The sequence below is a fragment of the Pseudomonas sp. Z4-7 genome (genome assembly GCF_051131965.1).
GTDB lineage: Bacteria > Pseudomonadota > Gammaproteobacteria > Pseudomonadales > Pseudomonadaceae > Aquipseudomonas.
The window spans coordinates 24,748-41,074 of sequence record NZ_CP071642.1 but is presented as its reverse complement, the minus strand read 5'-3'; the positions used below and the strand labels follow the sequence as shown (position 1 = coordinate 41,074).

18 protein-coding genes are annotated in these 16,327 nt (G+C 59.9%); 11 read left to right on the top strand and 7 right to left on the bottom strand.

Translation table 11 applies throughout. From position 1 onward, the window contains the following. Nucleotides 1-220 precede the first annotated feature (220 nt). Both J3P91_RS00190 and J3P91_RS00185 read left to right on the top strand, forming a co-directional pair. Nucleotides 221-1,096 (top strand): Tim44 domain-containing protein, encoded by an 876-nt coding sequence (locus J3P91_RS00190; protein ID WP_434570624.1) that lies wholly within the window; start codon nucleotides 221-223, stop codon nucleotides 1,094-1,096. A gap of 138 nt (nucleotides 1,097-1,234) precedes the next feature. Next, entirely contained in the window at nucleotides 1,235-1,642 is a 408-nt protein-coding gene (locus J3P91_RS00185) for an SMI1/KNR4 family protein (protein WP_003187120.1), read from the top strand. A gap of 21 nt (nucleotides 1,643-1,663) precedes the next feature. Here the strand turns inward: J3P91_RS00185 and J3P91_RS00180 are convergent, their stop codons facing one another. Continuing rightward, nucleotides 1,664-3,427: a cation:proton antiporter gene (locus J3P91_RS00180; RefSeq protein WP_434570626.1), complete on the bottom strand. Its 1,764-nt coding sequence runs from the start codon at nucleotides 3,425-3,427 to the stop codon at nucleotides 1,664-1,666. Nucleotides 3,428-3,695: 268 nt separating this feature from the next. Between J3P91_RS00180 and J3P91_RS00175 the strand changes: the two genes are divergently transcribed. Beyond that, complete coding sequence (locus tag J3P91_RS00175) at nucleotides 3,696-4,181, top strand: acyl-CoA thioesterase (RefSeq protein WP_305497705.1); 486 nt, start codon at nucleotides 3,696-3,698, stop codon at nucleotides 4,179-4,181. A gap of 251 nt (nucleotides 4,182-4,432) precedes the next feature. On the opposite strand, the gene pdxY is transcribed toward J3P91_RS00175, so the two are convergent. Then, nucleotides 4,433-5,305 (bottom strand): pyridoxal kinase PdxY, encoded by an 873-nt coding sequence (gene pdxY / locus J3P91_RS00170; RefSeq protein ID WP_434570629.1) that lies wholly within the window; start codon nucleotides 5,303-5,305, stop codon nucleotides 4,433-4,435. 119 nt (nucleotides 5,306-5,424) lie between these two features. Between pdxY and J3P91_RS00165 the strand changes: the two genes are divergently transcribed. Beyond that, nucleotides 5,425-5,847, top strand: coding sequence for a DUF3301 domain-containing protein (locus J3P91_RS00165; RefSeq protein ID WP_434570630.1), 423 nt, complete (start codon nucleotides 5,425-5,427; stop codon nucleotides 5,845-5,847). Nucleotides 5,848-5,859: 12 nt separating this feature from the next. Here the strand turns inward: J3P91_RS00165 and J3P91_RS00160 are convergent, their stop codons facing one another. Next, on the bottom strand, nucleotides 5,860-6,825 hold the full coding sequence (locus tag J3P91_RS00160) for a CobW family GTP-binding protein (RefSeq protein WP_434602384.1): 966 nt from the start codon (nucleotides 6,823-6,825) through the stop codon (nucleotides 5,860-5,862). 27 nt (nucleotides 6,826-6,852) lie between these two features. Between J3P91_RS00160 and J3P91_RS00155 the strand changes: the two genes are divergently transcribed. Further along, the gene (locus J3P91_RS00155; RefSeq protein ID WP_434570634.1) at nucleotides 6,853-7,206 is read left to right on the top strand and encodes an NADH:ubiquinone oxidoreductase; all 354 of its coding nucleotides are present in this window, start codon (nucleotides 6,853-6,855) and stop codon (nucleotides 7,204-7,206) included. Here J3P91_RS00155 and J3P91_RS00150 read toward each other — a convergent pair. Together J3P91_RS00150 and zigA are read right to left on the bottom strand one after the other, a co-directional pair. Then, entirely contained in the window at nucleotides 7,203-7,844 is a 642-nt protein-coding gene (locus J3P91_RS00150; RefSeq protein ID WP_434570636.1) for a DUF1826 domain-containing protein, read from the bottom strand. The two genes, J3P91_RS00155 and J3P91_RS00150, sit on opposite strands and share 4 nt — an antisense overlap. Beyond that, entirely contained in the window at nucleotides 7,844-9,052 is a 1,209-nt protein-coding gene (gene zigA, locus J3P91_RS00145) for a zinc metallochaperone GTPase ZigA (RefSeq protein ID WP_434602382.1), read from the bottom strand. The genes J3P91_RS00150 and zigA overlap by 1 nt, the downstream gene beginning before the upstream one ends. A gap of 136 nt (nucleotides 9,053-9,188) precedes the next feature. On the opposite strand from zigA, the gene J3P91_RS00140 reads away from it, so the two are divergent. From J3P91_RS00140 to J3P91_RS00120, 5 genes are all read left to right on the top strand, one after another. Beyond that, nucleotides 9,189-9,581 (top strand): glutamine synthetase, encoded by a 393-nt coding sequence (locus tag J3P91_RS00140; protein ID WP_434602380.1) that lies wholly within the window; start codon nucleotides 9,189-9,191, stop codon nucleotides 9,579-9,581. A 105-nt stretch (nucleotides 9,582-9,686) separates the two neighbouring features. After that, a complete protein-coding gene (folE2, locus tag J3P91_RS00135; RefSeq protein ID WP_434602379.1) occupies nucleotides 9,687-10,583 on the top strand; it encodes a GTP cyclohydrolase FolE2 in 897 nt (298 codons plus the stop codon). Beyond that, nucleotides 10,580-11,248: a metal ABC transporter ATP-binding protein gene (locus J3P91_RS00130; protein ID WP_434602378.1), complete on the top strand. Its 669-nt coding sequence runs from the start codon at nucleotides 10,580-10,582 to the stop codon at nucleotides 11,246-11,248. Before folE2 ends, J3P91_RS00130 begins: the two co-directional genes overlap by 4 nt. Further along, nucleotides 11,248-12,114 (top strand): metal ABC transporter permease, encoded by an 867-nt coding sequence (locus J3P91_RS00125; protein WP_434602376.1) that lies wholly within the window; start codon nucleotides 11,248-11,250, stop codon nucleotides 12,112-12,114. The genes J3P91_RS00130 and J3P91_RS00125 overlap by 1 nt, the downstream gene beginning before the upstream one ends. An 11-nt stretch (nucleotides 12,115-12,125) precedes the next feature. Then, nucleotides 12,126-13,001, top strand: a complete 876-nt coding sequence (locus tag J3P91_RS00120; RefSeq protein WP_434570646.1) for a metal ABC transporter substrate-binding protein — start codon at nucleotides 12,126-12,128, stop codon at nucleotides 12,999-13,001. Between the two features lie 14 nt (nucleotides 13,002-13,015). Here J3P91_RS00120 and J3P91_RS00115 read toward each other — a convergent pair whose 3' ends face one another. Continuing rightward, nucleotides 13,016-13,537, bottom strand: a complete 522-nt coding sequence (locus tag J3P91_RS00115; protein WP_434570647.1) for a DUF3617 domain-containing protein — start codon at nucleotides 13,535-13,537, stop codon at nucleotides 13,016-13,018. Nucleotides 13,538-13,678: 141 nt separating this feature from the next. Between J3P91_RS00115 and cls the strand changes: the two genes are divergently transcribed. Next, nucleotides 13,679-15,118 (top strand): cardiolipin synthase, encoded by a 1,440-nt coding sequence (cls, locus tag J3P91_RS00110; protein WP_434602374.1) that lies wholly within the window; start codon nucleotides 13,679-13,681, stop codon nucleotides 15,116-15,118. On the opposite strand, the gene cfaB is transcribed toward cls, so the two are convergent. Further along, nucleotides 15,115-16,302, bottom strand: a complete 1,188-nt coding sequence (cfaB, locus tag J3P91_RS00105) for a C17 cyclopropane fatty acid synthase CfaB (RefSeq protein WP_434602373.1) — start codon at nucleotides 16,300-16,302, stop codon at nucleotides 15,115-15,117. The genes cls and cfaB overlap by 4 nt on opposite strands. Between the last annotated feature and the right edge of the window lie 25 nt (nucleotides 16,303-16,327).

Genomic DNA, 16,327 nt, shown 5'->3' with positions numbered 1-16,327 from the left:
ATCGCGAGCAAGCTCGCTCCCACATTTATTTTGGTAACCCCAAACATTTCCGATAGAACTTGTCCCCCTTTCCTACAGCCCAAAGCGAACAGGCCTTCTTGCGCATCTGAAGCTGAACCTCAGCTGTCACGCAAAAGCCCGAAACACTCTGCCGCTAGCCAGCAACAGTTCACCTGTGCAACATGGCGCGCGTGCTATCCACAAATGGGAATGCCTTAATATGAAACGTTTTCTTAGCATCGCCATGGCGTTGTGCATCGGCCTGACGATGGCCATCGACGCCAATGCCGCCAAGCGTTTTGGCGGTGGTAAAAGTTCGGGCGCCGCCCCGACTCACCAGACCAGCCAGATGGCGCCGTCCTCTGCCGCCGGTTCAACCGCTGCCACCGCAGGCGCGGCCGGTGCGGCTGGCGCTGCCACCAAGGCCAGCGGTGCTTCGCGCTGGCTCGGCCCACTGGCCGGCATCGCCGCCGGTGGCCTGCTCGCCTCCATGTTCATGGGCGACGGCTTCCAGGGCATGCAGATCTTCGACATCCTGATCATGGCGGTCATCGCCTTCCTGGTCTTCCGCTTCATTGCCGCCCGTCGTCGCAAGCAGCAGGAGCAACTCGCTCCGGCCGGTCACGCGCCAATGCAACGTGAAGTGTTCAACCAGCAGCCTGCCAGCGGCTCGATCTTCGGTGGCTCAGCCGCTCCAGTGGCCGCCCGCCCGGTGATCAACGCACCCGCCTGGTTCAACGAACAACGTTTCATCGAAGCCGCTCGCAGCCACTTCATGTCCTTGCAGCAGCATTGGGACTCGAACGAAATGGACAAGATCGCCGAGTTCGTAACCCCGCAATTGCTGGAGTTCCTCAAGCGTGAACGCGCCGAACTGGGCGACGGCTACCAGTCCACCTACATCGACAACCTGCAGGTGCAACTGGACGGCGTCGACGATCGGGCAGACAAGACCATCGCCACCCTGACCTTTGTCGGCGTGTCGAAGGACTCTCGCTTCGACCAGGGCGAAGCGTTCAGCGAAAGCTGGAACATGGAACGTGCCCAAGGCGAGAACCAGCCTTGGCTGGTTGCAGGTATCCGCCAGAACGGTTGAACCTTTGCGCGTTTCGCATGTTGAAATAAAAACCCCGGCCTTGGCCGGGGTTTTCTATTTCACGGTTGCATCTATAGCGAGCTACTGTATAAACCGCCCCATATGAAACCGCGCCATTGAGAAAGAGGATCCCCGGACGTGGAAGAAATCATCGAACAACTGCGTGAAGCCAACGAACCTGTACCGGTTCCACTGGAGTTGCCTGACGAAGACTTGCTGGTAGAGATCGAGGAGCAACTGTTCATCGATATCCCGTTCGTCTTCAGGGAGTTTTTGCTGACTGTCAGCGACGTCGTCTATGGCAGCCTGGAGCCGGTGACCGTTACCGATCCGCAATCCCATACCTACTTGCCCGACGTGGCAGCCAACGCCTGGGATGCGGGTGTCGATCGCAGCCTGATCCCGATCTGCCAGGACGGCGACGATTATTATTGCGTCGAAGAAGACGGCACGGTGGTGCTATGGCAGGCCGAGGAAGAGCTGATTGCCGAGGAAACCTGGGAATCTGTCTGGCACTGGGCACGGGATGTCTGGCTGGAAAGCTGACACGTCCATGCCTGGCGCCGGTCAATGCCCGGACGACTCCTTGTGATTGTCCAGCGTATCGAGCAAGGCCACCTGCATCCGCGTATGCAGGCGGACGAACCAGCGCCAGAGCAGCGCCGCCACCGCAGTCGCCACCACGGCAATCAATACCAGCAACTTGTTGGTCGGCAGGATACTGGCCGACAAGGCTGCCAGCAGCAGGAAAATCACCAGCAGCGACAGGATCGGGATCACTTCGGCGATGACCCGACGCACGCGCTGCGTGTGGCGGCCGGCCATCTCCGGCGTGACACCCAACTCCGCCAGCAGCATCGACAGCGCCTTGAGCTTGCGGTACGCAGCGATCAGGAACGGTAGCGACAACAGCAGCGCCCCACCCCAGATCAATGCTTTTTGCCAGCTCGGATCGCTGATCCAGGCTTGCAGGTAAACCGACATCCGCTCGGCGAAATAGCCGCCCGAAACAAAAATCGCGATGACCAATGCCAGGTTGATGCCGACCTGCAGCAGGATTCGCCTGATCATGGCGGCCACCATAGCGCTCTCGCCCTGTGGCTGAATACTGCGCAACCATTCGCCATACATGCCCAGCACGCGCGTCAGCCGTTGCGGCATCGCCGAGGCCAGCCTGACTGACAGCGGATCCGCGGCCCGAATCAAGTAAGGCGTCAGCAGCGTGGTCAGTACCGACACAGCCACCGCCACCGGGTAAAGAAAATCGCTGGTCACCTGCAAGGTCATGCCCAGCGAAGCGATGATGAACGAAAATTCGCCGATCTGTGAAAGTCCCATCCCGACTCGCAGGGAGGTGCGTCCGTCATTGCCAGCGATAAAGGCGCCAAGACCACAGGAGAGCATCTTGCCCAGCACGACTGCGCAGGTGATCACGGCAATCGGCCAGGCGTATTGAAGCAAGATCGCCGGATCGAGCATGAGCCCGATCGCCACGAAAAATATCGCGCTGAACAAGTCGCGCACCGGCTCTACCAGGCGCTCGATTTTCAGCAACTGCCGGGACTCGGCCATGATCGCACCGATCAGGAATGCCCCCAGCACCATGCTGTATTCAAGCTTCACCACCAGCAGGCAGAAGCCGAAGCAAAGTCCCAACACCGTGATCAACAGCATCTCGTTACTGTCGAATTTCGCTACGTACGCCAGCAATCTGGGCACCAGCAGGATACCGATGACCAACGCCACGATCATGAACAACGATAACTTGCCGACCGTGGAGAACACCTCGCCGGAACTCACCGTGCCGCTGACGGCGATGCTCGAGAGCAAGGCGATGATGCCGATGCCGAGGATGTCTTCGACGATCAGCACCCCGAAAATCAACTGCGCAAAGCGCTCGTTTTTCATTTTCAGGTCATTGAGCGCCTTGACGATGATCGTGGTTGAGGAGATCGCCAGGATCGCGCCGAGAAACAGCGAGTCCATGGTATTCCAGTCGAACCAGCGGCCGATTTCATAGCCGATCCAGATCATCAGGACAATTTCGAGGAATGCTGCGATGAACGCCGTGGCGCCAACCTTGAACAGTTTGCGCAGGCTGAATTCCAGCCCAAGGCAGAACATGAGGAAGACCACCCCGAGCTCGGCCAGGGTCTTGATGGTTTCTTCGTCGTGGATGAAACCGAACGGTGGCGTATGCGGGCCGATGATGAAGCCGGCGACGATATAGCCCAGCACTACCGGTTGCTTGAAACGATGAAAGAGTACCGTCACCAGCCCCGCCACCAGCATGATGATCGCCAGGTCCTGAATGAAGCTGATGGCATGCATAGTGAGGGCTCCTTGTGTGAATTACCTCGACGCGGAGTCGGGCGGTTCCGGTCCTTTTGTAGGAAATGCCTAGTCTGACGGGCTTTTGCAGGTTAACACCGCGACTTCCTGCAAAAAGACGGTGCAATATATGGAAACAGATCCACCCAAGCGTGACGGCAAGCAACGGCGCAGCGTCCCGATATGGGTGGCTGGAAAACGAGTGGCCACACCCCAACGCCCGCAGAGGCGCCTCCCCGAAATTGCTGCCTTGAACCGTGAGAACGTTATGGAACCCGGAAACGCCCAGCTGTCGATGACGGTGTTGATGACCCCCGATATGGCCAACTTCTCTGGCAATGTCCATGGCGGCACCTTGCTCAAATACCTCGATGAAGTTGCCTATGCCTGCGCCAGCCGTTACGCCGGGCGCTACGTGGTGACGCTCTCGGTCGACCAGGTCATCTTTCGTGAGCCGATCCACGTCGGCGAGCTGGTGACGTTCCTGGCGTCGGTGAACTACACCGGCAACACGTCGATGGAAGTGGGCATCAAGGTCGTGACCGAGAATATTCGTGAACGCTCGGTGCGCCATACCAACAGCTGCTTTTTCACCATGGTTGCCGTGGATGACCAACGCAAACCTGCGCCCGTCCCGCCATTGCACCCGCAGAACAGTGAGGAGAAGCGCCGCTACGAACAAGCCCAGCAGCGTCGGCAGATCCGTCAGGAGCTGGAACGGCGTTATCAGGAAATCAAGGCGGACGGGCCGTAAAGGCCACCGAAAACCAACTGTGGGAGCGAGCCTGCTCGCGATAGCGCCAGCCCAGGCAACCGAAATCCCGTGGCGAGGGAGCTTGCTCCCGCTGGCCTGCGTAGCAGGCCCTGGCACTCCTGCAGGCAGACCGCATCAGCCGGTTTCGCGACTGCTGCGCCCGAGGCGTCGGACCGGCCGAGCGGGAGCAAGCTCCCTCGCCACAGGGGCACCAGACATCAATCTGGCTCGCTCCCCTCAGTTTGCATGCGTCAAAGGCTGATAGGCGTGGCCTCGAAGCGCACGCGCGGGTGGGCGATCCGATCCTGGGCACGGATCAGTTGCAGCTCGTAGCTGGCACACGCCTGGGTTTCCAGCAGCACTTCGTGTACCGCCGAAGCGGTGAATTCGAATGCTGCCACCAGGCTGTCGCCCAACAGTATCCGCGCCAGGAACAACCCCGAGGTCAGGTCACCTACCCCTACCGGCTGACGGGGAAACGCCAGCAATGGACGACGCAAGTGCCAGCCCCCGTCAGCCGTGACCAGCAACATCTCGAAGCTGTCGTCGGGCTTGCCGGGGTAAGCCAGGTGTTTGACCAGCACCACCTTCGGTCCACGAGCCAACAGCCCACGTGCCATGGCCAGGCAATCGAACAATGATTGCGCCTTGCGCCCGGCAAAACTGTCCAGTTCCAACTGGTTCGGACACATGATGTCCGCCACGGCAGCGGCCTCTTCCAGCAGAAACTCGCTCACCTCGGGCGCCACGATGCAGCCCTTCTCCGGATGCCCCATGACCGGGTCACACAGATACAGCGCCTTGGGGTTGCAAGCCTTGATCCGCGCCACGCCCGCCAGGATTGCTTGCCCCTGGGCAGCGCTGCCCAGATAACCGGACAGCACCGCGTCGCAATTGCCCAGCTCGCCAATGGCCGCGATCCCCTCTACCAGAAGTGGAATCTGAGCAGGCGCCAGCACTTCTCCGGCCCACTGCCCGTATTGGGTGTGATTGGAAAACTGCACGGTATTGAGCGGCCATACATTGACGCCGACCCGCTGCATTGGAAACACGGCAGCACTGTTGCCGGCGTGACCAAATATCACATGGGACTGGATGGCAAGCAGATGAGGCGTACGTTTCATGCAGGAAGCTTCCGTAAAACGAATGAAATTCAAGCGGCGCAGTATGCGACTAAACGCAGCCTGTACGACAGACCGGCGACGCAGTTAAGCTGACGGCAACTTGTTGGAGCACTTCGTTCATGCTGACCCTTGGAAACATTTTCGTGCTGATGCTGCTGGCTACCGGTGGCGCCTGGCTGTGGCACAACCACGGCTTGCGCGAACGGGCTCTGGCGAGGGTCATGCAACACTGCGCTAATCTCAAGATCGAGCTTCTGGATGGCAACGTGGCGCTGCGCAAGATCGGGTTTGTGAAAGACGGCAGCGGGCGACGGCGCCTGGCACGTGTCTATAACTTCGAATTCACAGTGACGGGCGAGACGCGTCATACCGGCACCATCACTCAATTCGGCGCCCACAGTGCACACATCGAACTGGCACCCTATCCGATGCCGTTCGAAGAAACCGCGCAGGCGCCCATCGAACCGGTCCAGACCCGGCCCCGGGCCGAGGTTATCGAGCTGAGCCAGTGGCGTCAGGAACACAACAAATGGAAGCCCTGAAACGAGGCTGATTCAAGGGTGTCGGCAGCTCGCCAGGCCCGCTTGAAGGAGTTCCACGTCTTGTGGTTCGGCGAAGATCAGTTCGATTCGCGAATCCTGTCGCCACTCGCTCGCTTGCCACTCCAGCGGCCCTGCGTCCAACGCATTGGCGGAAACCCAACCGCCCTCGCTGTGGATAACCATCTTTGCGCGTTTCCAGTCTTTGCCGTGCAGCCATCGAGACAACTGCGCGACGTCGAATCGTTGGTCCGGATGCCAGCGCCAACCGATACTCCAGCTTTCGCCCTGCTGCTGATGCAGGCAGATCGGCAACGTCGGGTCACTCCAGATGGCCGGCATCTGCCCCAGGCTCTTGGGCACATTCAAGTTATCCACAGCTCCGTCGCCGCGATTCGCCAGGCCGGGCAGCCGATCAATCGGCAACGCAGCCTGATGGGTCCAATACAGCGCAGTCTCGGGCAATTGGGAAGTAATGCCCACGCGATCGGCGTCGGTAAGGTCTTCGGACTTGTTCAGCACCAGCAACCCGGCGTAAGCCAGGACCTGTCGTTGCGCATCGGGCAACAGCCTGCCGTTCGCCATTGCCTGGGCATCCAGGACCAGCACACAAGGCTGGATCGTCAGCACGCCAAGCCAGGGCGCTTCGTTCAGCTGTCGCAAGAGCTGCGCCGGATGACCCAGCCCGGAGGGTTCGATGAACAGACGGTGCGGCCGCGCCTTGCGCAATAAACGGCCAAGGCCGATCTGAAACGGCGCTCCATTGACGCAACACAAACAGCCCCCGGCCACTTCGCCCAATGCGATACCATCGGCGGCCTGGGTCAGCAGCGCGGCATCCAGGCCGATCTGGCCGAACTCGTTGATCAGCACGGCCCACCGCTCATCAGCCGGACGCTGAGCCAGCAATTGCCTGATCAGGCTGGTCTTGCCTGCTCCCAAAGGGCCGGCAATCACATGGGTGGGTATGTTCTGCAACATGATCGATAGCTTTCGACGGAGGTTTAAATGCGAATGATCGGTTGGCTGTTACTACTGCTGACCTCGACCCAGGCCTTGGCCCAGGCGTGTGTAGTGCACAGCCAGGCGGAACGGCTCGATGTCAGAGTCTGCCAGCAAAACCGCAACATTCCGCAAAAACTGTTCGCCGACGGCTTCTGTCAACCCAGCCTGGCCGGGCAGAAGGTCGATGTGCAGTATGTCGATCAGTGCCCTGGCGGGGCATTTGGCATTTGCAGCGACGCCCAAGTCGCCAATATGCCTTATCGCCAGGATATTCACTATTACGGCGTAGCCACCGATGCGGCTTACCTGAAACCCTTTTGCGAAAGCCAAAGCCAGGGACACTGGCTCAAGCCTTAGGCCAGCCAATCCAGCGAAAGGATCAAACGCCGTTCGCCGGGCGCCAATTGCGGTGAGCGATGGATCAGCCCGTGACCTTCATTGCCTTGCCACTTTTCACCTTTGAGCAGCGCCACATCACCGCTGCGCATCTGCTGAATCAGACTCGCGTCGGCAGGCTCTGCTTCAGGCTGGGCCAATCGTCGACGGTCCATGACGCCTTCCATGAGCCATTGGCTGCCGACGCCGGCATAGGTGGTGATCAGCCGCACCGGCACATGGTCGACGTGAAAACGTGGGCACATCGCCGTATCCAACGCTCGCAAGCGCAGCCCGACGCGCCGGGCACCGAGGAGGCACGCAAACGCACTGACCAGCCAAGCGACATCCGCGACGAACCCTTCATATCCGTGCAGATCGCCGAAACCCGCGGCAAGGCCATGCAACGCAGGCTGCGTATCCTCGCTCGGTAGCTCAAGCACCATCGACTCGGCCAGGGGTTGGCCCATCGAGAGCAGCATCACTGCGAAATCGCTGATATGCGCCGGGAGGTGACGCTGCCATACAGCCAGGTTGGTGTCGTCATCCAGAATCTGCGCGAAGGTAAGCGGCGTGTCTCCCTGGACCTGCCGCAGCTGCTTCAGACGAGGCGCCAGCATCACGCCGCGACCTCGTCATGCCAGGGGCCGAACGGGTCTGGCAACTGCCGCCAGCGCTCGATGCCCAGGCTCATCTCCGCGTCGGTTAGCAGGCAAGCGTCCAGTTCGGTGGCGAGCAGCGCGAAGTCTATATTCTGACCAATGAATACCAGCTCCTGGCGGCAATCACCGGAGGCCTCCAGCCAGCTTTTCATGATCGCGGCGATGCTCTCCTCATCCTGCGGCCACTGGCTTTTCGGCACGAACCGCCACCAGCGCCCGGCGAACCCGTGACGCATCAACCCGCCGGCCTGGGACCAACTGCCGGCTTCCTCATGTTTGCTGGCGAGCCAGAAAAAACCTTTGGAGCGCAGGAGCGTGCCATTGGTCCATGGGCGGTCGATAAAGTTGAAGAATCGTTGGGAATGAAACGGGCGACGGGCGCGGTAAGCAGTCGATGCGATGCCGTATTCCAAGGTTTCGGGCACATGCTCGCCGCGCAACTCCCGCAGCCAACCGGGCGCCTGCGCCGCGCGTTCAAAATCGAAGCGGCCCGTATCAAGGATCTGCCCCAGCGGTACCTGCCCCATGACCATGGGAATAACCTGCGCCTGGGCATTCAGGCGCGACAGGATTGCGCTCAACTCTTCCCGCTCGGAGCGGCTTATGAGATCAATCTTGCTGATCAGGATCACGTCGGCGAACTCGATCTGCTCGATCAGCAAATCGGTTATCGAGCGCTCATCTTCGTCCCCGAGGGTTTCGCCCCTGGTGGAAAGGTTTTCCGCGGCCTGGTAATCCTTGAGGAAATTCACGCCATCGACCACTGTCACCATCGTGTCGAGCCTCGCAACGTCCGCCAGGCTGCGCCCTTCTTCATCGCGAAAGGTGAAGGTTTCGGCGACCGGCATCGGCTCCGAAATGCCCGTGGATTCGATCAGCAGATAATCGAAGCGGCCTTCCCTGGCAAGCTTACCCACTTCCTCCAGAAGATCCTCGCGCAGCGTGCAGCAGATACAGCCATTACTCATTTCGACCAATCTTTCCTCGGCGCGATTGAGGGTGACATCTCGCTGCACTTCGCTGCCATCGATGTTGATCTCGCTCATATCGTTGACGATGACGGCGACGCGAAGGTTCTCGCGATTACGCAGCACATGATTGAGCAAGGTGCTTTTACCGGCCCCGAGAAATCCGGACAGCACGGTAACGGGAAGACGGTTGGGCATCAGGGTTATCCTCATCGGGGCGGCCGCTTTTGTGGCTCGTATCAGGTTTCGGTTCGGCTAAGGGGGTCATCTTTTTTAATGTTATAGTATTACACTGGAATGCAGCCAACCCTTTTCCGCATCTGGGTTCTTATAAATGCTCAACCTCTTCAAATACCTGTTCGCAGCGCCGCTGCTGCTGATAACGATGGGCGTATCAGCGCAAGGCGCTTTGTCGGGCAACTGCACTCGAAGCGCCAATGTGCTCGCCTGCGTAGATGGACAGGGCAATGCCTACAGCGTCGCTACGACTGGCAATACGATTTATCTGCGTGGATACGAGGTGGCTGGCCACCGCTATTGGGCCCAGACAAACAGCCGATACGGCCAACTGACCTTCTTCACTGGACTGGCCTCCGATGGCGAAGCCTGGGTTGGATACAGTCGCCGTGTGGGTTGGACGACGATCAACCGTTTTTCCAGTTCTGGCGGCACCAGAGGCAGTTTTATATGCGGTCGCATGAATGGCTGCCAGGAGTCTTCACGCTGAGGTTTCACGTGGAACTTCGAGATGAAACTCTGTTCATGAAAAAGGCCTCGTCGATTTTACTGTTATACTATAACATTAAAAACGAACCTCTCATGGACCTCGAAAATGAACGCGTTAACTCTGCCGGACATTGCTGCGCAGGCATCTCGTCAAGCCATGTCGCTGGATTGGGTGGGCATGTGCGGTATCGCCGTGCCGGTGCTGGTAGACGGCCAGCGTTTGAGCGCCTCTGCCGACGCCGGCGTCAGTCTCGATGATGGCGAAGCGCGTGGCATCCATATGTCGCGTTTGTATGTGGCACTCGAAAAGCTTGAGGACACCGCGCTTTCTCCGGACCTGCTACGCCGGATCCTGCAAGAGTTTCTGGACAGTCATGAAGGTTTGTCCCGGAGTGCTTCACTGACTCTGCGCACCGATCTGATGTACAAGCGCCCCGCTTTGATCAGCCCACTAGCCGGCTGGAAGCGTTATCCCATCGTTATCGAAGCCCGCCTTAAAAACTCAGTGTTCCACGTGGAACTTCAAATCGAAATTCCTTATTCGTCTACTTGCCCTTGTTCGGCAGCGCTGGCGCGGCAATTAATCCAGCAGAAATTCCTCGACGATTTCGCGAATACGAACCTTGAGCACGCTGACGTTCTCGCGTGGCTAGGTTCTCAGAAAGGTATCGTGGCCACCCCTCATAGCCAGCGCAGCGTCGCCATCCTGAACCTGCGCTTGGACGCCAAGCTCGATGAGTTTCCGGTGTTACCGCTGATCAACGAGGCGGAGGCGGCGCTCGGCACCGCTGTCCAAACCGCCGTCAAACGCGTCGATGAGCAAGCCTTCGCGCTCGCCAATGGGCAGAACCTTATGTTCTGCGAAGATGCCGCGCGGCGCTTGAATATAGCGCTGAGGCCGCTGCCCTGGATTTCCTCCCTTGACATACGAGTCGTTCATGCGGAAAGCCTGCACGCGCACGATGCTGTCGCCCAAAGCCATTGGCAACGGGAGGACTCATGATTCGTTGCCAGGGATTGAGTTGGGGTATCCCCGGGCACCCTCTCACTCCACCTCTGCACATGGAGCGCCCGGAGGGCAGCCTGACCGCAATCATTGGCGCCAACGGATCAGGGAAAAGCAGCCTGCTGAAAGTCCTCGCCGGGTTACAGAAGCCACTGACGGGGAAGGTCTCGCTCAACGTTCAACGGCGCGGCGGCGTGTCGTTCCTGCCTCAACAGCAGCACCTGGACCGGCAATTTCCCATCAGCCTGCAGGAATTGGTGGCGGCAGGTTCCTGGGGTAATCGACAGGAACCTGCCGCACGCAACCAACGACTCAAGGCGGTTCTCGATGACTGGGCCCTGAGCGGTCTGGAACACCGTCCGCTGATGGCGTTATCGGGTGGCGAGTTGCAACGGGCCCTGCTCGCGCGACTGAGCCTGACCGAAGCGCCACTCCTGTTGCTGGACGAGCCCCACGCAGCCCTTGATGAAAAAGGCCAGGCGCTGCTGTGGGAGAACATTCAGGGATGGCATCGCCAAGGGCGCACCCTGGTGGTGGTTTGTCACGATTTGGCTGCGGTGCATCAACACATTCCCCATACCTTGCTGATCAATCCGTCCGGCTGCGTATTGGGTCGCAGCGCCGAACTGATCGCCCCGACGCCTTACACGCAGGTCGCTTGATGCTCACCGCCACCCACTTCTGGCAGCCCTTCCAGGAATTTGTCTTCATGCGCCGGGCCTTGTTGGGCGGATTGGTGTTGGCATGCAGCACGGCTCCGCTAGGCGTGTTCCTGATTCTGCGGCGCATGAGTCTGATCGGCGATGCGGTAGCTCACGGCATCTTGCCGGGCGCGGCCCTGGGTTTCTGGTTCGCCGGTCTGAGCCTGCCAGCCTTGACGGTGGGTGGCCTGGGCGCCGGCTTGAGCATGGCCGGGCTGGCGGCGTGGATCACCCGCCGCACCGGCCTGCGGGAAGATGCCAGCCTGGCGGCGGTCTACCCCATCTCCCTCGCCGCCGGGGTGTTGATCCTCGGTATGGCCGGTAAACGCCTGGACTTGCTGCACCTGTTATTCGGCTCGGCGTTGGCCGTGGACGGCCCGACACTCACCGGCATGCTCTGGGTTTCGGCGGCCAGTCTGGTGGCGATGGCGTTGATCTACCGCCCGCTGTTACTCGACACCCTGGACCCACTGTTTCTGCAAACCGTCAGCCGTCTGGGTCCACTGGCACACGGCGTATTCCTGACCCTGGTGGTGCTGAACCTGGTCATCGGCTTCCAGGCCATCGGCGCATTGATGGTGGTCGGCCTGATGATGCTGCCGGCGGCCGCGTCGCGATTCTGGAGTCGTCGCCTGCCGATGTTGATGCTGGTCGCTGCATTGCTCGGTTGTCTCTCGGTGTGGCTGGGCCTGCTGTTGTCCTTCTATTTTTCGCTGCCCAGCGGGCCGGCCATCGTCCTGGTGGCGGGCGCGTCATATTTGTTGTCCGTGGTATTCGGTCCGGTGCACGGCTTGCTGCGCCGCCCGCCCCTGCTTACATCCCAATGAGGTGTTACCTGATGCGCGCCCTGCTCCTGATATTCAGCTTGATGCTGTCCATGTCCCTGTCTGCTGCTGAAAAACTCAAGGTGGTGACCAGCTTCAGCATCCTTGCCGACATGACCCGACAAGTCGGCGGCGAGCATGTCCAGATCACCAACATGGTGGGGCCGGACGCTGACGCACATACCTATGAACCCACGCCGGACGACGCCAAGGCATTGCTCGGGGCGAAACTGATCATCAAGAACGGGTTGGGCTTCGAGCCGTGGCTGGATCGCCTGGTGACCAGCACCGAAACCGGTGCCCCGGTCATCAGTGCCAGCCGCGGCGTGATTCCACGCTCGCTGGAAGAAGATGGCGAGACCATTCCCGACCCACACGCCTGGCATAACCTCGCCAACGCCGTGCTTTATGTCGGCAACATCACCAAGGCATTGGAGGCGGCCGACCCGGCGAACAAGGCCGACTACGAACGTAACAGCCAGGCGTACCTGAAGAAGATTTATGCACTACTCGCCGAAGCCAAGGCGAAGTTCGCTGCGTTGCCACCGGGCAATCGCAAGATCGTCACGTCCCACGATGCGTTCGGTTACCTGGGCCAGGCTTATGGTATCGAGTTTTTGGCGCCGCAAGGGTTGTCTACCGAGCGTGAACCGTCAGCCGCGGAAGTCGCTGCGTTGATCACCCAGATTCGTCAGGCAAAAGTCAAAGCCGTGTTCATGGAAAACATCAAGGACGCGCGCCTGCTCAAGCAGATCGCCGACGAAAGCGGCGCGCACATCGGTGGCACGCTGTACTCCGATGCCCTCGCCGCCAGCGGACCGGCCAGCACCTTTACCGGTCTCTTCGAATACAACCTCAACACACTCTACGAGGCACTGGGGCGGCCCTGATAACAGGCCGCTGATCAAGCCCTCGGCTTGACCGTCCCGCAATCCTGCCCCAGCCATACGGCGCGGGTGTCCAGGCTGCCGTTCTGCTGGATACCCGTGGCGTTGAACGTGCCATTGACCTTGGTGGTGAATTCACGATCGCTCTGGAATGTCGCGATACCGTTGCCTTGGGCTTTCGGGCAACTGAAGCGGAATTTCCACTGGTTGCCGGTACGCTCGGTGATCTGCTGCTTGCAGCCTGATTGCGGATCCTGCAGCGGGATGTCATTGGTCTGCACCTGTGCTGGCGTCAGGCACACCCGAATCCCCTTGCCCCCCATGGTGATGCCCTGCTTTTCGAGCATAGCCCGCTGTTCAGGCGTCATCTGGTTCTGCAGTTGACCAAGGATCAATTGAAGGTCCGGCAGGTTCTGGTTGTCGACTTTCATGTTGCTGGTCGTCAATTCCCACAAGCCTGGTTGAAGCATCTGCGCCTGAGCCGCCACAGGAACCGACAAGCCAACGGCCAAGGCCAAACCCAGCAGACGAACATTCATTGCACAAACTCCAGAGGACAAGTGGCCGTTAGACGCCGCCTTCAGGCTTCGGTTCAGACCCGCGCCGAGTGAATTAAATAGCGACATTCGCCCTGGAACATGGTCTGTTAAGCATTGAAGTTTCAGGAGCAAGGCAGCCCCATGGATTTTTTTGGCCCGCATGTTTTCGGTTACCTGATCGCGCTGCTCCATACCCTCGGCTCCATCGCCGCCGTCCATGCGGTGCTGACGGTGCGTACCGCCCAGGGCTCGATTGCCTGGGCCCTGTCGCTGGTATTCATCCCCTACCTGACGTTGATTCCTTACCTGGTCTTCGGCCGCAGCACCTTCGACGGCTACATCAAGGCACGTCGACAAGCCAACGAGGAAATGCGCAAGGCGATCTCCGAGCTCAACTGGCGCCCCTGGGTCGAAGAAGCGCTGGCCGCTCGCGCGTCCCAGGCCTACGCCTCGTTACGAGCCATGCCGAAGTTGGGACGCACGCCGTGTCTGGCAAACAATCAGGTGCGTCTGCTGGTTGATGGCCCAGCTACGTTCGAAGCGATTTTCCAAGCCATCGAGAGTGCTCGCGAAGCGGTCTTGGTGCAATTCTTCATCATCCACGACGACCGGCTCGGTCAGCGCTTGCATGCGTTGCTGCTGAAGAAAGCCGCTGAAGGTGTGGCGGTCTATCTGCTTTACGACCGTATCGGTAGCCATTCCCTGCCCCATCGTTATGTCCAGGCCTTGCGCGACGGTGGCGTTCACGTCAAAGCGTTTGCCACTCGCAGCGGTTGGCTCAACCGGTTCCAGGTCAACTTTCGCAACCACCGCAAGATCGTCGCCGTGGACGGCGTCCTGGGGTTCGTCGGCGGGCACAACGTGGGCGATGAATACCTGGGGGAAAAACCACCCCTGGCACCGTGGCGCGACACTCATGTAGAGGTACGCGGCCCAGTGGTAGCGAGCATGCAGGAATCCTTCGCCGAGGATTGGTTCTGGGCCGCGCGTTCCCTGCCGCCGCTGATCCTGCCGGACGCTTATCCGGACGATGGAGTGCTCTGCCAACTGCTGGCCAGCGGTCCGGCCGATGCCTACGAAACCTGCTCGCTTTTTTTCGTCGAAGCCATTCACGCGGCAAGCGAACGCATCTGGATAACCACGCCGTATTTCATTCCCGACGAAGCGGTCTTCGCGGCTTTGCGCCTGGCCGTGCTGCGTGGCGTGGATGTGCGCATCCTGTTGCCGTCGCGACCGGATCACCGGATCGTCTACGCTGCGTCCAGTCTCTATGCGTTCGAAGCGGTGCGCGCCGGCGTGCGGGTGTTTCGTTATGAGCCGGGTTTCCTGCACCAGAAAGTGGTGCTGATCGACCGGGAAATCAGCGCCATCGGCAGCGCGAACCTGGACAACCGTTCGTTCCGGCTGAATTTCGAAGTCATGCTGCTGACCGTCGATATGGCCTTTGCCAGCGAGGTCGAGCAGATGCTCGAAAAGGACTTCGCCCAGGCCCACGAAGTGGCCAAACAGGAAAGCCGGGAAACCCACCGCCTGCAGAAGGTCGGGATGCGGATCGCCCGGCTGATTTCGCCGATTCTTTAAGGCGTGTAGATGTCGTCGCGGGTCCAGGGCAGCTCATGGCTACCATCGGCGTGGGCCTTCACCGCGAGGATCTGATGCAGGTTTATCCAGCCCTTGGCGAATGCATAGGCGCAGCCGGCCAGGTAAAGACGCCAGATCCGCAGCGCCTGTTCCGGCACTTCCCTGGAAGCGGCTTCGAGGTTGTCCTCAAGGCGCTCGCTCCAATGGTCGAGAGTGCGCGCGTAATGCATGCGCAGGCTTTCCACATCGACAATTTCCAGCCCCGCTTCGCTGATCTCGGCGGAAATCATCGACAGATGAGGCAACTCACCGTTCGGGAATACATACTTTTCGATAAACTCACCCGCGCCGCGACCTACCGGACGCCCGTCGGTGTGCTTGGCGGTAATCCCGTGATTCATCACCAGCCCACCCTCACGGACCGCGCCGTACAGCGTCTTGCAGTACTGCGCCAGGTTCGCATGCCCGACGTGCTCGAACATGCCGACGCTGACCACTTTGTCGAATCGGCCATCCTGGGGCAGGTCCCGGTAGTCCAGAAGCTGGAGCTCTACCTGGTTCTCCAGGCCTTCGGCCTTTACCCGCTCCCGCGCCAACGCAAGCTGCGCCTTGCTCAGGGTAATGCCGAAGACCTTGGCGCCGAATTCCCGTGCGGCAAAGCGCGCGAGCCCACCCCAGCCGCATCCTACGTCCAGCAGGTAATCGCCGGGTTGCAGGCGTAGCTTGCGGCACAGATGGCGGAATTTGGCTTGTTGCGCTTGCTCGAGGGTTTCACTGCCGGTCTCGAAATACGCACAGGAATACACCATGTCGCTGTCGAGCCAGAGTTGATAAAACGCGTTGGACAGATCGTAATGATAGGAGATGGCCTTGGCGTCGGTTTCCTTGTCGTGCACCGCACGCACCGGCAGATGGCTCTCGTCTTCGTCCACCAGAGCCTGGCTCAGCTCGTCACACACCCGGATGACTTCGTTGATCGAGCCCTCCAGTTCGAGTTTGCCTTCGACAAACGCCGCTCCCAGGGCATCCAGGCTGGGATGGGTGAATTGCGCGACCATTTGTGGGTCCTTTACCACAATCGTGACGCTGGGATCGGCACCCAGCGTGAATTCATGGCCGTCCCAGAGCCGCAACCGAAGCGGTAGGTGCAAATTCTGTAAGGCCGGTGGAAGTTGAGCCAGCATGTAATAACCTCCCCATGTTTCAGAT